13 protein-coding genes are annotated in these 13,990 nt (G+C 72.0%); 7 read left to right on the forward strand and 6 right to left on the reverse strand.

Annotation, left to right across the window (positions count from 1 at the left end):
* Positions 1 to 89: 89 nt before the first annotated feature.
* The 4 genes from O1Q96_RS11080 to O1Q96_RS11095 are packed head-to-tail and all read right to left on the reverse strand — an operon-like array spanning position 90 to position 3,507.
* Positions 90 to 1,145, reverse strand: a complete 1,056-nt coding sequence (locus O1Q96_RS11080; protein ID WP_269248000.1) for an NAD(P)H-dependent flavin oxidoreductase — start codon at positions 1,143 to 1,145, stop codon at positions 90 to 92.
* Positions 1,145 to 1,903, reverse strand: coding sequence for a CoA-transferase subunit beta (locus tag O1Q96_RS11085; protein ID WP_269248001.1), 759 nt, complete (start codon positions 1,901 to 1,903; stop codon positions 1,145 to 1,147). Before O1Q96_RS11085 ends, O1Q96_RS11080 begins: the two co-directional genes overlap by 1 nt.
* The gene (locus O1Q96_RS11090) at positions 1,900 to 2,763 is read right to left on the reverse strand and encodes a CoA transferase subunit A (RefSeq protein ID WP_269248002.1); all 864 of its coding nucleotides are present in this window, start codon (positions 2,761 to 2,763) and stop codon (positions 1,900 to 1,902) included. Before O1Q96_RS11090 ends, O1Q96_RS11085 begins: the two co-directional genes overlap by 4 nt.
* Positions 2,764 to 3,507 (reverse strand): enoyl-CoA hydratase family protein, encoded by a 744-nt coding sequence (locus O1Q96_RS11095; protein ID WP_269248003.1) that lies wholly within the window; start codon positions 3,505 to 3,507, stop codon positions 2,764 to 2,766. It abuts the gene before it with no gap.
* Positions 3,508 to 3,594: 87 nt separating this feature from the next.
* On the opposite strand from O1Q96_RS11095, the gene O1Q96_RS11100 reads away from it, so the two are divergent.
* Both O1Q96_RS11100 and O1Q96_RS11105 read left to right on the forward strand, forming a co-directional pair.
* Positions 3,595 to 4,329 (forward strand): SDR family oxidoreductase, encoded by a 735-nt coding sequence (locus tag O1Q96_RS11100; RefSeq protein WP_269248004.1) that lies wholly within the window; start codon positions 3,595 to 3,597, stop codon positions 4,327 to 4,329.
* A gap of 1 nt (position 4,330) precedes the next feature.
* Complete coding sequence (locus O1Q96_RS11105) at positions 4,331 to 5,278, forward strand: SDR family oxidoreductase (protein WP_269248005.1); 948 nt, start codon at positions 4,331 to 4,333, stop codon at positions 5,276 to 5,278.
* Between the two features lie 151 nt (positions 5,279 to 5,429).
* Here O1Q96_RS11105 and O1Q96_RS11110 read toward each other — a convergent pair whose 3' ends face one another.
* A complete protein-coding gene (locus O1Q96_RS11110) occupies positions 5,430 to 6,326 on the reverse strand; it encodes a hypothetical protein (RefSeq protein ID WP_269248006.1) in 897 nt (298 codons plus the stop codon).
* Positions 6,327 to 6,501: 175 nt separating this feature from the next.
* Here O1Q96_RS11110 and O1Q96_RS11115 point away from each other — a divergent pair, with 175 nt between their 5' ends.
* Positions 6,502 to 7,317 carry a S1 family peptidase gene (locus O1Q96_RS11115; protein WP_269248007.1) on the forward strand — a complete coding sequence of 272 codons (816 nt, stop codon included), beginning with the start codon at positions 6,502 to 6,504 and terminating at the stop codon, positions 7,315 to 7,317.
* 112 nt (positions 7,318 to 7,429) lie between these two features.
* Here O1Q96_RS11115 and O1Q96_RS11120 read toward each other — a convergent pair whose 3' ends face one another.
* Positions 7,430 to 9,220 carry a glycoside hydrolase family 35 protein gene (locus tag O1Q96_RS11120; protein ID WP_269248008.1) on the reverse strand — a complete coding sequence of 597 codons (1,791 nt, stop codon included), beginning with the start codon at positions 9,218 to 9,220 and terminating at the stop codon, positions 7,430 to 7,432.
* Between the two features lie 150 nt (positions 9,221 to 9,370).
* Here O1Q96_RS11120 and O1Q96_RS11125 point away from each other — a divergent pair, with 150 nt between their 5' ends.
* The 4 genes from O1Q96_RS11125 to pepN all read left to right on the forward strand — a co-directional run bounded on the left by O1Q96_RS11125 (position 9,371) and on the right by pepN (position 13,926).
* On the forward strand, positions 9,371 to 10,261 hold the full coding sequence (locus O1Q96_RS11125) for a helix-turn-helix domain-containing protein (RefSeq protein WP_269248009.1): 891 nt from the start codon (positions 9,371 to 9,373) through the stop codon (positions 10,259 to 10,261).
* 25 nt (positions 10,262 to 10,286) lie between these two features.
* Positions 10,287 to 10,625, forward strand: a complete 339-nt coding sequence (locus O1Q96_RS11130; protein WP_217460192.1) for a chorismate mutase — start codon at positions 10,287 to 10,289, stop codon at positions 10,623 to 10,625.
* Positions 10,626 to 10,797: 172 nt separating this feature from the next.
* The gene (locus tag O1Q96_RS11135; RefSeq protein ID WP_269248010.1) at positions 10,798 to 11,316 is read left to right on the forward strand and encodes a response regulator; all 519 of its coding nucleotides are present in this window, start codon (positions 10,798 to 10,800) and stop codon (positions 11,314 to 11,316) included.
* A gap of 108 nt (positions 11,317 to 11,424) precedes the next feature.
* The gene (gene pepN / locus O1Q96_RS11140) at positions 11,425 to 13,926 is read left to right on the forward strand and encodes an aminopeptidase N (protein WP_269248011.1); all 2,502 of its coding nucleotides are present in this window, start codon (positions 11,425 to 11,427) and stop codon (positions 13,924 to 13,926) included.
* Positions 13,927 to 13,990: the final 64 nt, after the last annotated feature.

The raw sequence follows: 13,990 nt of genomic DNA on the forward strand, positions 1-13,990 counted from the left end.
GCGGGCGGGCGAGGGCCCGTCCCGCAGATCCCGCCTCCCGACGGAGGGTACTGACGGAGCGTCCCGACGGGGCGCCCCTGTGGAGGTGCTCACGGTGAGCCGGGGCCGGGGAGCGCGCCGAGCGTCTCCCTGGCCTCCGCCATCACCCGCTCCACCAGCTCCGCGCACGACGGCAGGTCCTCGATCAGGCCTGCCACCTGGCCCGCGGCCATCACCCCGAGATCCGCGCGGCCCTCGACCATCGACGCGCGCAGCAGCATCGGGGTGTTGGCGGCAAGGAGGACCTGGCTCCAGGTCAGGCTCCTGCCGTGCTTCATCGCCAGGCCGTCGCGGATCATCCGCGACCAGGTGAGGCCCGACAGCTTCCTGAACCCGGCGGCTCGGCGCACCGCCCGGGTCAGGGTTCTCGCGCGGCCCGCTCCCTCCAGGGAGTCGACGAGGTCGGTACGGAGCATGCGGTGCGGCAGCCCGTCCACGGCGGTCGTCACCGTGACGTCCTTCACCGTGGCCGCGAGATACCGGGCCTTCACCGCGTCCGGCACCGTCGACTCCGAGGTCAGCAGGAAACGGGTGCCCATGGCGACGCCGGACGCGCCGTACGCGAGGGCCGCGACCAGGCCCCGGCCGTCGAAGAAACCGCCCGCCGCGACGACGGGTATGCCGACGGCGTCCACGACCTGGGGAAGGAGGACGCTGGTCGCCACCTCACCGGTGTGGCCGCCGCCCTCACCGCCCTGCACGATCACCGCGTCCGCGCCCCACGCCGCGACCTTCTCCGCATGGCGGCGGGCCCCGATGGACGGGACGACGACAACGCCCGCGTCCTTGAGCTCGGCGATCAACTCACGGGAGGGAGCCAGCGCGAAGGACGCGACCTTCACGCCCTCCTCCACGATGATCCGCACGCGGTCGCCGGCGTCCCCCGCGTCCGCGCGCAGGTTCACCCCGAACGGCGCGTCCGTACGGGACCTGACCTCGCGGATCGCCGCCCGCAGCCGGTCGGGTGTCATCGTCGCGGAGGCGAGGATGCCCAGCGCACCCGCGTTCGCCGTGGCGGAGACCAGACGCGGGCCCGCCACCCAGCCCATCCCGGTCTGCACGATCGGATACCGCACGCCGACGAGCCTGGTCAGTGCGGTCTCCATCAGCCCCTGACCTCACGGTCGCGCAGACCCCGCGGATCGATGACCTCGCGGATCGACGCCAGCTCCGCCGAGGACGGTTCACGGGTGTACGGCACCTCGTCCGGGACGGCCAACTCGAAGCCCGTCGCCGCGAGGACCTCCTCGACCGTCACCCCCGGATGCAGCGAGGCCAGTCGCATCGAGTGGTCCGGGGTCGCGAAGTCGAACACCCCCAGATTCGAGACCACCCGCGGAATGCGGTGGAAACGGGTCGCCGTCGGGCCGGCCGCCGCCGCGCTGTCGTACCCCACCCCGCCGATCATGTCGACCTTCTCGACGAAGACCCGCTTCGAGTGCTTGGGCACCCAGTAACTGACCGGGTTGTTCAGCGTGTTGACCGGTGCGCCCCGCACCCCGAGCAACTGCCGGGTGGGCCGCTCCCAGTCGCCCACGCACGAGATGTTCTGGTTGCCGAAGCGGTCGATCTGGCTCGCGCCCATCATCACGTGCCGCCGCCCGCCGGTCACCAGGGCCAGATGCTGCCGGTAGGGCAACCAGCCCTCCGGGGTGCCGTCGGGGCCGATCAGCATGGCCTCGCCGTCGGTCAGCATCAGGTCGGGTGAGAAGGTGTGCCGGGCGAGGCGGGCTCCGACCGACGGGATCAGACCCATCGGGCTGGCCAGCACCTCGCCGTTGTCCCGCCATGCCTCGGCGCAGGCGATCACGCAGTACTCGGCCCGGGTGACACCGCTCAGGGCCGTGCTCGTCGACGTACTCATCGCTGCTCCTCGTGCCAGGCCTCCACGGCGGTCCGGTAGTCCTGCTCGTCGCCCGAGAGGAACCTCTCGGCGAACTCGGGCCAGGGCATGGACGCGTAGAGCCGCTGGAAGGCCTCGTCCCGGTCGTGGTCGGGCGCGCACGACGTGAAGTGGGCACCGCTCGGCGCCTCCACCACGCCGGTCACGCCCAGCCGCTTGATCAGCAGGGTCTGCGGGGGCGCCGCCTTCGTCAGCTCGGCCGTGTCGACGATCCGCTCACAGGACACGTACGCCGTCGCGGCCGCCTCGCAGAACAGGTCGTCGAAGTACGGGTCGGGGCCCAGATACTGGCCGTTGCCCGCGCGGTCCGCGCGGTTCACATGGACCAGCGCCGCGTCCAGACGCAGGGCCGGCATCGCGACGAACGTCTCACGCAGGCCCGTCGACTCGTCCTCGTACGGCGAAGTGACCGTGCGCAGCCCCGGATTGACCCGCATCACGTCCGAGCCGATACCGGCCCGCACCGGCAGGAACGGGAGCCGGTTGGCGGCCGCCCGCAGCCCCCACATGAACATCGCCTCGTCGATCTCCATCAGGTCGAGGGAGCCACTCTCACGGGCCGCCCGGAAGTGCGGTTCGAGCGGGATCGAGTCGAGCGTCGCGAACGGGGCGACCAGTTTCCGTATCCGCCCGGCGGCCGCGAGCATGCCGACGTCCGGGCCGCCGTACGAGACGACCGTGAGATCGGTGACCGTGGAGCGGAGCAGTGCGCGCACGAGCGCCATCGGCTTGCGGCGGGAGCCCCAGCCCCCGATACCGAGGGTCATCCCGCTCTCCAGCCGGGAGACTGCCTCGTCGGCGGTCATCGTCTTGTCACCCATCTACCCGCCCGCCTTTCCGAACGTGTCCCGGACCCTGTCGCCCACGCCGCCGAGGCCCGCCTCGAACGTGAACCCCTGCTCGAAGCGGTAGCTGCGCCGCACGTCGACAGGATCGATGCCGTTGATGGCCGCCTTGGCGAGCCGGATCAGCTGCCCGTCCTTGCCCGCGATCTCCCGGGCCAGCTCCAGCGCGGCGGAGCGCAGCCCGTCACGCGGCACGACCCGCCACACCGACCCGTGGCCGTGCAGCTCCGCCGCGGTCGCCGTGCGCGACGTGTAGTACAACGCCCGCATCAGGTGCTGCGGCACCAGGCGGGCCAGGTGCGTGGCCGCGCCCAGCGCGCCCCGGTCCAGCTCGGGCAGACCGAACGTGGCCTCCTCGCTCGCCACGATCGCGTCAGCGTTGCCCACCAGGCCTATACCTCCGCCCAGACAGAAACCGTGCACCTCCGCCACCACCGGCACCTCGCACTCGTACACCGCGGCGAAGGCCTCGGCGCAGCCGCGGTTGGCGCCGAGCAGGGCGCTGTCGCCCTCTGCCTGTATCTCCTTGATGTCCACGCCCGCGTTGAACCCCCGCCCCTCGGCGGCCAGCACCACACAGCGGATCCCGGGGTCGCGGCCCGCCGCGCGCACGGTGTCGGCCAGCTCGAACCAGCCGCGCACCGGCAGCGCGTTCACCGGCGGGAAGTCGACCGTGACGACGGAAATCCCTTTTTCCGGGGACGAGGTGGAGACACTCATGGACGCATCAGCTACCTTTCCACCAAACGTTTGTTAGGTGCGGTCAGCTCTGAAAGTAACAGCGAATACCGGCGAGCGGGAGGCCCTGTGGACAAGCGGCTCGTTGTGGTCACGGGCGGGACCAGAGGGGTCGGCGCCGGGATCGCCCGGGCCTTCGCCGACGCGGACGACGAGGTCCTGGTCTGTGCGCGCAGACCACCTCAAGTGCCCCTGGAAGGCATCGGGTTCGCCCCTCTCGACCTGCGCGACCCGCCGGCCGTACGTGCCTTCTTCGAGCGGCTGCCGCGGCTCGACGTCCTGGTCAACAACGCGGGAGGCGCCCCCTACCGGCTGCTCACGGAGACGGAGGCCGAGTGGCACGCACGCGTGATCGACCTCAACCTCACCGCCCCCCTGACGGTCTCCCTCGCGGCGTACGACCGGCTGAAGCCCGCCCGGGGCTCCATCGTGATGATCGGCAGTGTCAGCGGGACCCGGCCCTCGCCCGGCACGGCGGCCTACGGGGCGGCCAAGGCCGGACTGGAGAACCTGGCACGCTCGATGGCCGTGGAGTGGGCACCGGACGTGCGGGTCAACACGCTCGTCGTGGGGATGGTCCGCACCGGGCTGTCCCACCTCCACTACGGGGGCGAGGACGGCATCGAGGCCGTCTCCCGCACCGTCCCGCTGGGGCGGCTCGCCGCGCCCTCGGACATCGGCGGGGCGGCCGTCTTCCTCGCGTCGGACGCCGCCGCGTACATCACCGGCGCCGGCCTCCTCGTGCACGGGGGCGGCGAGCGGCCCGCCTTCCTGGACGCGGCGACCGTCAACAAGGAGAAGTGACATGACCTCAGGCACGTATCCGGACGCGGGCGCGGGCGGCCGCACGGGCATCTGCGACGGCCGGGTGGTGATCGTCACGGGTGCCGGGCGCGGGCTCGGACGGGCCCACGCGCTCGCCTTCGCGGCGGAGGGCGCGCGGGTCGTCGTCAACGACCTGGGTGTCGGGCTCGACGGTTCGCCCGGGGCCGACAGCCCGGCCCGGCAGGTCGTCGAGGAGATCTCGGCGACAGGCGGCGAGGCCGTCGCGCACGCCGGGGACATCGCGACGACCGAGGGTGCCGCATCCCTCGTACACACGGCCGTGGACGCCTTCGGGCGACTCGACACGCTCGTGAACAACGCCGGGTTCCTGCGCGACCGGATGCTGGTGAACCTCGACGAGGACGACTGGGACGCCGTCATGCGGGTCCATCTGAAGGGCCACTTCCTGCCGCTCAAGCACGCCGCCGCGCACTGGCGGGCGCAGGCGAAGGCGGGGCGGATGCCGCAGGCCCGGGTCGTCAACACCAGCTCCGGAGCAGGCCTGTCGGGGTCCGTCGGGCAGGGCAACTACAGCGCGGCCAAGGCCGGCATCGTCGGACTCACCCTCGTCGCCGCCGCCGAGATGGGGCGCTACGGAGTGCAGGTCAACGCCATCGCGCCGGCCGCGCGGACCCGGATGACCGAGGCGGCCTTCGCGCAGGCCATGGCGGCACCGGACAGCGGCTTCGACGCGATGGCACCCGAGAACGTGTCACCGCTCGTCGTCTGGCTGGGCTCCGCCGCGAGCGCCGGGGTCACCGGCCGGGTCTTCGAGACCGAGGGCGGCCGCATCACCGTCATGGACGGCTGGCGGCCCGGCCCGAGCGCCGACAAGGGGGCGCGGTGGACTCCGTCCGAGGCCGGGGACACGGCACTGAAACTCCTCGCGGAGGCACAGGCGCCGCCCCGGGTGCACGGGGCGCAGTGACCGGGGGCGGGCCGCGGAGAACGGGAAGAAGCGGAAGGCCGCGCACCGCCGCCGGGTGCTCCCGGGCGGAGGGCGCCGGTGGTCCGCCGAAGGGCGCGGGAACGCGCGCGACCGGCCACCGTGCGTCCGCGGCCCGCCCACGGCCCGCCGTCTACGTGTCGCACTCCAGCACGGTGCGACACAGCCCGCACCGCGCCCGCACCCGGCCGCGTACCGGCACCCGGATCCGCTGGTGGCAGGTCGGGCAGGGGAACGAGACCCGCAGCGGACCCCCTCCGGCCGGCGTGAAGGTGTACCCGGTGTCCGCGGCCGGACGCGGCACGGGGCGGTCCTGGGCGTGGCGGCGGTCCTGGGCGTAGCGCCGCCGCCCCGCCCAGCCGGCCGCGGTCAGCGGAGGCTGCCGTTCGTCGCGGCGGGCCCGGGTCATGCCCCTCGTGTACGCGGTGTACGCCTGCGCACTGGTGAACCACGTGGAAGGGTCCTCCCCGAACACCAGCGACCGCTTGGCCAGCACGTACCCGAACTCCTCCGGCGTCAGATAGCCGAGCTTCTGCGAGGACGCCGCGTCCTCCCGGTACGCGTCGAGCAGCAGCCAGCCCGCGCCGAGATACGTCGTCGCCGTGTCCGTGAGGATCTCGTTGTCGCGCGTGCCGGGGAAGGACAGGCCGAGGCGGTGCAGCCAGACGTGCATCACCTCGTGCGCCAGCGCGGCACCGATGTCCCGGCGGTGGGTGCGGAAGCGGTCGTTGAGCTCGATGAAGTACTCCGGGCCCGCGGTGAGCTCGACGTTCGCCGCGTGACCCATCTCCCGGAAGCTGATGATCATTCGGGCGTCCGGCAGCCGGAAGTGGCGTACCAGCTCCCGGGACACCCGTTGCGCGCCCAGGTACAGGTCGTCGGTGTCGCAGAACGCCACGTCGGCGGGGGCCACGCTGGTGGCGAACATGTGGACGGTGTCGTACGAGAGCCTCTTGTACAGCGCGGTGACAGCCGCCCGCACCGTCTCCAGGTGTGGATAGCCGTGCTCGACCGGACCGCCGTTCGCCACGCCCGTACCCCCATGGAGGCCCCGAACCTCATTCCACTCTAAGGGGACGCGAGCGGATTCTCGCGGGTTGGGTTCCCTGACAGGGAAGTGACATCCGCCCTTGCCACCCATGCCGCATGATCTTCATACTTCTATGCACTCACTGTGCGCTCAACCCCCCTCGAAAGGGAACAAGTTGACCAATAGGACGCTCGGTCTTCTCAGGAGACCGGCTTACAGGCGGGCCGCGGCGATCGGTGCCGTCACTCTCGCGGCCGCCAGCCTCCAGCCCCTGGCCGCGCACGCCGCGCCCGCGCAGGACGACAGGCCCGGGACGAGGATCGTCGGGGGCACGCCCGCCGCACAGAACGAGTTCCCGTTCATGGTCAGCCTGTCCATGGGCTGCGGCGGGTCGCTCTACAAGAAGGACGTCGTCCTGACCGCCGCGCACTGCGTGGGCGGTTCGGGCAACACCACCGGCATCACCGCGACCGCCGGGAAGACCGACCTCGACGCCGCGGGCGGGATCAAGGTCAAGTCCACCAAGGTCGTCCAGGCCCCGGGCTACGACGGCAACGGCAAGGACTGGGCGCTCATCAAGCTCGCCCGGCCCATCGACCTGCCCACGCTGAAGATCGCGACGAACACCCGCTACAACAAGGGCACGTTCACCATCGCCGGATGGGGCGACACCGGGGAGGGCGCGAACGCCGGCTCCTCGAAGCTGCTCAAGGCCAAGGTGCCCTTCGTCGCCGACCGCCGGTGCAAGCAGCACTACGGCGGCAGGCTGATCGCCGGGCAGGAGATCTGCGCCGGCGTTCCGCGTGGCGGGGTCGACACCTGCCAGGGCGACTCCGGCGGACCCATGTTCCGCAAGGACGACGCCGGGAAGTGGCTCCAGGTCGGGATCGTCAGCTGGGGCGACGGATGCGCGCGCCCGATGGTGCCCGGTGTGTACACCGAGGTCTCCACGTTCGCCAGCGCGATAGCCCGAGCCGCGGCGACGCTCTAGCCGTCCGGCCGGGTGGGCGGGTGTTCGCGGTGCCAGCGCCGTGGGCGCCCGCCTTCTTGCGTTCCCGGGGCGGGCGGCCTTCGCGCTTCCCCGCGCCCCTGAAGGGCGACGGCTAACCGCCGTCACCCGCCTCCCCGGCCTCGGCTCCGGCCTCGCCTCCGACTCCGGACAGCGTCGGAGGCGCCGCCGAGCCCTCGAACTCCAGTACCCAGACGTCGTTCGGGCCCTCCCGCAACAGCGGCCCCGGGACGTACAACGACGACTGCGGCCCGACGGACCAGTAGCGGCCCAGGGCGAAGCCGTTCACCCACACGAACCCCCGGGTCCAGCCCGGCAGTTCGAGACGGGCGTCGCCTGCGCCGCGCACCGACACGGTGCCGCGGTACAGACCGGGGGCGCCCACCCCCGGCAACGCCCCGAACGGCACCCCCTCCACACCCGCGTCGAACGCGTCCAGACGCAGCGCACGCGCCCGCACGCCGTGCAGATACTGCCGTTCGTGCAGCACACCCCCCGTGAGACCCTTCGGCTCCCCGGTCCGCGGCCCGTAGTTGACCCGCCCCAGCGACTCCACCCACAGCTCCACGCGCGCGGGCCCCGCGACCGCCTCCTCGAGCTCCGGCTCGTCCTCGGTGACCACCCCGGCCGGCACCCCGTCGACGTACACGACCGCCAGATCCCGCAGCCCGCGCACAGTCAGCGGATACGGCTGCCGCGGCCCCGGCACGTCGACCGTGTAGCGCACGAACCCCCGGTCGACGTCCAGTTCCTCGAACGTGGGCGGCATGGGAGCGTGCGTCTCGGACCCGCCCAGCGCGTCGAGCACCGCGGGCAGGGACGCCCAGCCCGTCAGGTCCACGGCGGCGGGCGAGCCCAACGAGGCGGGCTCGGGAGGCAGTGCGGACAGCGGCCCCTCCGCGTGCGCGGCCAGCAGCGACCGGAACCGCCAGAACTTCTCGGTGGGGCGACCGTGTTCGTCGATCGGCGCGTCGTAGTCGTACGACGTCACATCCGGCTGGAGGACCCCGTCGTGCAGCGCGCCGCCCCGGTTGGCGCCCGCCCAGCCGCCGAAGCTCGTGCCGCCGTGCGCCATGTAGAGGTTGACCGAGGCCCCGCACTCAAGGATCTCCCGCAGCGCCTCCGCCGCGTCCGACGGGTCGCGCACCGCGTGCTCGCCGCCCCAGTGGTCGAACCAGCCGCACCAGAACTCCATGCACATCAACGGCCCCGTCGGCCGGTACCGGCGCAGCACCTCGAAAGCCCGGCGGGCATGCGAGCCGAAGTTCACCGTGGCCGGCACACCCTCCAGGCAACCGCCGGTGAGCATGTGGTCCTCGGCGCCGTCCGAGGTGAACAGCGGCACGCTCACGCCCCCGGCGCGCAACACCTCGGCGAGACGCCGCAGATACACCTGATCCGAACCGTAGCTGCCGTACTCGTTCTCGACCTGCACCATCACCACCGGGCCACCACGGTCGAACTGCCGGGGCACGATCTGCGGCAACAGGCGGGAGAACCAGCGCTCCACCGGCCCCAGGAACCCGTCGTCGCGGGTACGCACCCGGACGCCGGGCCGGCCGGTCAGCCAGTGCGGCAGCCCGCCGTTCTCCCACTCGGCACAGATGTACGGACCCGGCCGCACGATCGCCCACAGCCCGGCCTCGTGCGCCGCGTCCAAAAACCGGCCCACGGCCCCCACGTCCCGCGGCACGCCCGGACGCGGCTCGTGCAGATTCCACGGAACGTACGTCTCCACGCAGTTGAGCCCCATCGCCCGCAGCATCGCCAGCCGGTGCCCCCACTGCCCCTCGTGCACCCGGAAGTAGTGCAGCGCCCCCGACAACACCCGCACCGGCCGACCGTCCACCAGAAAATCGGTGTCCCCCACCGCGAACTCGCTCATGCCGCCACCCTCACCCCTGGCGGGCGACCCGGTCCATGGACAAAGATCGGCACCGGTTGGACGCAACTGACCGGACGCGGGACCCACCGACGCGCACGGCGGACACCGCTCGCCCCGGCGGCAGGAAAGCGGAGGAAGCGGAGGAAGCGGATGTACCACACCTGGATGCGGTTCTTCACCCCCGGCCCCGCCCACCACAGACTCGGCCTCGTCTGCCTCGGCGTCGGCCTCCAGCACGGGGCGCTGCCCACGGTCGGGCCCCGCACCCTCGACCACCACGTCGCCGTCGTCGTCAGCACCGGCCGCGGCTGGCTCCGCACCCCCGACGGACACCGCACGACGGTCACCGCCCCCGCCCTGCTCTGGCTCACCCCCGGCGTACCCCACCACTACGCGCCCGACCCCGACACCGGCTGGGACGAGGCCTTCGTCGACTTCACGGGCCCCACCACCGCCACCTACACCGAACTCGGCTACATCGAACCGGACCGACCCGTCGTGCCCCTCTCCGACCCCGGCCCGGCCCGCGCCACCGTCGGCCGCATCGCCCGCGCCGCCCGCCGCGGCAACCCCCTCCTGGAGGTCGAGACCAGCGCCGCCGTCCACGAACTCCTCGTCACCCTGCGCCGCGCCCGCGCCGACACCGCCCCCGACGGCGAACAGGTCCTCCAGGCCCTCGCCCGCGACGCCTGCCAGGCCCTCACCGTCGCCGACCACGCCGCCCGGCACGGCATGACCCCCGCCGAACTGCGCACCGCCGTCCGCCGCGGCGCCGGCTGCAGCCCCAAGGACTACCTCCTCGGCATCCGCCTCGGCCGCGCCAAGGAACTCCTCGCCGCCACCGGACTCCCCGTCGCCGCGGTCGCCCGCCGCGTCGGCTACGACGACCCGGCGTACTTCTCCCGCCTGTTCACCCGCCGCGTCGGCATGGCACCCGTGCGCTTCCGGGAACAACAGGGCCGTACGGTCCCCGGAGGCTGGAGCAACCAGGTGCCCGACCCCGACGATCCGCCGACGATCGAGCGGCCGCACCCCACCTGAGGCACGCCACGTAGGGTTGGCCCCCATGACCACCAGCAACACCGGCAACACGGGCGACACCGCCCCGGCCGTCCGCGCCGAACTCGCCCGACTGCGCGAGAGCATCGACAACATCGACGCCGCCGTCGTCCACATGCTCGCCGAGCGCTTCAAATGCACCCAGCAGGTCGGCCATCTCAAGGCCGCCCACCAACTGCCGCCCGCCGACCCGTCCCGCGAGGCCCAGCAGATCGCCCGGCTGCGCAGACTGGCCGAAAACGCCAACCTCGACCCGGCGTTCGCGGAGAAACTCCTCAACTTCATCATCGCCGAGGTCATCCGCCATCACGAGCGCATCGCGGACGACGCCAACACCCGGGAATGAGCACGCACCACCCCCCGTACGTCCCGCATCTCAGGCCGTAGTGCGCCCCGCCCCCTCGGCGCGCGCACCGAAATGAGGCATCCTGCGCTGAGCACTCCTTGTCAGTCCACGAGTACTCCCAGTCAGTCGGTTCGGACATAAGCTGATGGTCCTAGCGAGGGGACGTCGCTCCATGCCGCCGGATGCCAAGATCCTCATAGTCGACGACCATGAGGAAACGCTCTACGCACTGGAAAGCGCCCTGGCCCCGCTCGGCTACCAGCTGACACGGGCGACCAGCGGCGACGGCGCGCTCAAGGAAGTCCTGCGCGGCCAGGTCGGCCTGCTCCTCCTCGACGTCCGCATGCCCGGCGTCAGCGGCCTCGACGTCGTCCGCTACATGCGGGGCGTGGAGCAGACCCAGCTCATCCCGATCATCCTCGTCACCGGCTTCGGCCAGGACGCCGAACTCACCTCCGCGGCCTTCCGGCTCGGCGTCGCCGACCTCGTCATGAAACCCGTCGACCCCTGGACCCTGCGCACCAAAGTCCGCTACCTGTACGACTCCCACCAGCGCTACCGGTCCCTGGAACGAGAAGCCCGCGAACTACGCGCCCTGGTGAAGGGCCAGGAACCCGCCACCCGCTACGACCCCCGCATCACCGCCCAGCGGCCCGCCCCCCGCCAACAGGAACAGGGCCGCACCGCCTAAGGGCCCCGGAACAGGCGCGCGACCGCGGAACGACGGGCGCGCGGCACCACCGGGCGTGACGCCGACAGACCGGGCCGCCCCTGTGCCGGACCCCGCCCATCAGGCAGCATGGCACCCATGTCCGTACTGACGCGCGACGAAGCGCAGACCCGTGCCAAGCTCCTCGACGTCCACCGCTACCGGATCGAGCTCGACCTCACGCGCGGCGACGAGACCTTCGACTCCCGCACCGCCATCATCTTCACGGCCCGCGCGGACGGGGACACCTTCGTCGAGCTCAAGCCCGCCGAACTGCGCTCCGCCACCCTCGACGGACACCACCTCGACCTGGACACCCTGGACGGGAACCGGCTGCCGCTGGACAACCTCACCGCCGGCGAACACGAACTGCGCATCGACACCGTCATGCGCTACTCCCGCACCGGCGAGGGCATGCACCGCTTCACCGACCCCACCGACGGTGAGACATACCTCTACACCCAGCTGTTCATGGACGACGTCCAGCGCGTCTTCGCCGCCTTCGACCAGCCCGACCTGAAGTCCGTCTTCGAACTCTCCGTGACGGCCCCCGACAAGTGGACCGTCCTCGCCAACAGCGTCACCACCCGCACCGGCGACGGAGTGTGGCAGGCCGCACCCACCCCGCCGATCTCCACCTACCTCGTCGCGGTCGCCGCCGGACCCTGGCACTCCGTACGCACCGAACACCGCGGCCTGCCCTTCGGCATCCACTGCCGCCGCTCCATGGCCCCCCACCTCGACACCGACGCCGACGAGATCCTCGACATCACCCGCGCCTGCTTCGACCGCTACCACGAGAAGTTCGAGGAGCCCTACCCCTTCGACTCCTACGACCAGGCGTTCGTGCCCGAGTTCAACGCCGGCGCCATGGAGAACCCCGGACTCGTCACCTTCCGCGACGAGTTCGTCTACCGCTCCGCCGTCACCGACACCGAACGCCAGACCCGCGCCATGGTCATCGCCCACGAGATGGCCCACATGTGGTTCGGCGACCTCGTCACCCTGCGCTGGTGGGACGACATCTGGCTGAACGAGTCCTTCGCCGAGTACATGGGCTACCAGACCCTCACCGAAGCGACCCGCTTCACCGACACCTGGACCGACTTCGGCATCGTCCGCAAGTCCTGGGGCTACGACGCCGACCAGCGGCCCTCCACCCACCCCGTCGCACCCGACCCCGACGCCGTCCCCGACACCGCCTCCGCACTGCTCAACTTCGACGGCATCTCCTACGCCAAGGGCGCCTCCGCACTGCGCCAACTCGTCGCCTGGCTCGGCGAGAAGGACTTCCTCGCCGGCATCAACACCCACTTCGCCCGCCACCGGTTCGGCAACGCCACCCTCGCCGACTTCATCGAATCCCTCGCCGCGGCCACCGAACGCGACGTCCACGCCTGGGCCGCCTCCTGGCTGCGTACCACCGGCGTCGACACCCTCACCGCGTCCGTCACCGCCGAACCGGGGGAGTGGACCCTCACCGTCGAGCGCGAAGGCAGCCGCCCGCACCGCGTCAACGTCGGCGTCTACGACCGAGACCTCAACGACGACCGCGCGCTCGTCCTGCGCGAGCGGTACGAGACGGACATCCCGCAGAGCGCGTCCGCCGACTCCCGCCCCGGCACCCGCCCCGCCCTCGTCGTCCCCAACGACCTCGACCTCAGCTACGCGAAGATCCGCCTCGACGACGTGTCCGAGGAGACCGCACTGCGCGGCATCTCCGGCGTCCCCGACGCCCTCACCCGCGCCGTCCTGTGGAACACCCTGCGCGACATGGTCCGCGACGGCGACCTCGACCCCGCCTCCTACCTGGAGACCGCCCGCGCCCACCTCCCCGAGGAGACGGACCTCGCCGTCGTCCAGGGCGTCCTCACCTTCGCCGCCACCCAGGTCGCCGACCGGTTCCTCCCGGCCCACGACCGGCCCACCGCCCTCGCCACCCTCGCCTCCCTGTGCCGCGACCTGATCCGCCGCACCGAGGACGGCGACCACCCCGGGCTGCGCCTCATCGCCGTACGCCACCTCATCGACGTCGCCGCCCAGCCCGACACCATCAGCGCCTGGATCTCCGAAGGCACCGTCCCCGGCGGACCCGAGCTCGATCCCGAACTGCGCTGGCGCATCCTCGGCCGGCTCTCCGTCCTCGGCGCCATCGACGACGCCGTCATCGAGGCCGAACTCGTCCAGGACCCGAGTGCCTCCGGCCAGGAAGGCGCCGCCCGCTGCCGCGCCGCCCTCCCCGACCCGCAGGCCAAGCGCGCCGCCTGGGAGGCCATGTTCACCACGGACGACCTCTCCAACTACCTCTTCACCGCCACCGCACGAGGCTTCTGGCAGCCCGAACAGGCAGACCTCGTACGAGAGTTCGTCCCGCGGTACTTCGAGGACGCCGTCGCCCTCGCCGCCCGCCGCGGCCCCGCCATCGCCGAGGCCGCAGGCCGCTGGGCGTTCCCGGCGTACGCCGTCACCCCCGAGACACTCCGCCTGGGCGAACAGTGCCTCAAGAAGGCCGACCCGACCCCCGCCCTCCGGCGCAAACTGACCGACCAACTGGACGACCTGGCAAGGGCCCTACGAGTACGAGAGGCATAACCCACCACCCCGCGCCCTCCGCACCGGAGGGCGCGGGCCCAGCGGACCAGCTCACACCGCCCGC

Source organism: Streptomyces aurantiacus (assembly GCF_027107535.1).
Lineage (GTDB): Bacteria > Actinomycetota > Actinomycetes > Streptomycetales > Streptomycetaceae > Streptomyces.

Bases quoted from the DNA above. Each gene is read 5' to 3' on its own strand.
- O1Q96_RS11125 (WP_269248009.1), top strand. From the start codon at position 9,371: ATGTACCACACCTGGATGCGGTTCTTCACCCCCGGCCCCGCCCACCAC.
- O1Q96_RS11085 (WP_269248001.1), bottom strand. From the start codon at position 1,903: ATGAGTACGTCGACGAGCACGGCCCTGAGCGGTGTCACCCGGGCCGAG.
- pepN (WP_269248011.1), top strand. From the start codon at position 11,425: ATGGCACCCATGTCCGTACTGACGCGCGACGAAGCGCAGACCCGTGCC.
- O1Q96_RS11135 (WP_269248010.1), top strand. From the start codon at position 10,798: ATGCCGCCGGATGCCAAGATCCTCATAGTCGACGACCATGAGGAAACG.
- O1Q96_RS11120 (WP_269248008.1), bottom strand. From the start codon at position 9,220: ATGAGCGAGTTCGCGGTGGGGGACACCGATTTTCTGGTGGACGGTCGG.
- O1Q96_RS11130 (WP_217460192.1), top strand. From the start codon at position 10,287: ATGACCACCAGCAACACCGGCAACACGGGCGACACCGCCCCGGCCGTC.
- O1Q96_RS11105 (WP_269248005.1), top strand. From the start codon at position 4,331: ATGACCTCAGGCACGTATCCGGACGCGGGCGCGGGCGGCCGCACGGGC.
- O1Q96_RS11090 (WP_269248002.1), bottom strand. From the start codon at position 2,763: ATGGGTGACAAGACGATGACCGCCGACGAGGCAGTCTCCCGGCTGGAG.
- O1Q96_RS11095 (WP_269248003.1), bottom strand. From the start codon at position 3,507: ATGAGTGTCTCCACCTCGTCCCCGGAAAAAGGGATTTCCGTCGTCACG.
- O1Q96_RS11080 (WP_269248000.1), bottom strand. From the start codon at position 1,145: ATGGAGACCGCACTGACCAGGCTCGTCGGCGTGCGGTATCCGATCGTG.